Genomic DNA, 640 nt, shown 5'->3' on the forward strand with positions numbered 1-640 from the left:
AGGTGACACGGTGAGCCGTCCTGGGGAGTTCGCGGGTGCGCGCGTACGCCGGAAAGCGGATTGGCGGCGCGCGGGGGAGGGGCGAATCAGCGGGACGGGCGACACACGCAGCCCGCGTAGCGGACGAGGTCCATATGGACCCTCCGCCACAGGCGCGCATAGGTGTCGGTCACGTTCCGGAGTACACCATGTGCGCCTGTGCGGGTCAATTGATGTCCGCGGTGCGGTCCTCCACGCGCGCGTGGGCGACGGCCCCGCCGCGCGCCGCGTCGGCGGCCGTGTACAGCTCGCCCGGCCACACCCCCTCGAACGCCGCGATCAGGTGCCCGTCGGGGCGTACGAGCAGCACCGTGTGGGCCGCCGCTCCCGGATACGCCTCGGCCACCAGCAACTCGGCCCCGGCGGGCAGGGTGTTGACCGCGGCCGTCAGGCGCGGCATCACCCCGGCGGTCAGCCAGTGCCGCCGGTCCCAGACGCCGGTGCCGGGGGCGATCAGGACCACCAGGAGCCGGCCCCGGCCGAGCCGGTCCCGCAGGGCCACCACCGACCCGTCCGGCGCGGTGACCGGGACGTCGTCGACGGGTGCGCCCACCTGGGTGCCGACCGGTGTGTGCGCCTCGGCGGGTGGGGGTGCGAGGGG

At 75.3% G+C, this 640-nt stretch carries 1 protein-coding gene and 1 pseudogene; both read right to left on the reverse strand.

Annotated features, from left to right (window positions below):
- Positions 1-86 precede the first annotated feature (86 nt).
- Positions 87-299 (reverse strand): putative leader peptide, encoded by a 213-nt coding sequence (locus ACJA3G_RS38185; protein WP_406557574.1) that lies wholly within the window; start codon positions 297-299, stop codon positions 87-89.
- Positions 206-640 (reverse strand): annotated as a pseudogene (locus ACJA3G_RS38190) (monooxygenase); the annotation flags it as partial. The gene ACJA3G_RS38185 and the pseudogene ACJA3G_RS38190, both read right to left, overlap by 94 nt.

The organism is Streptomyces sp. YS-3 (genome assembly GCF_045257485.1).
Classification (GTDB): domain Bacteria; phylum Actinomycetota; class Actinomycetes; order Streptomycetales; family Streptomycetaceae; genus Streptomyces.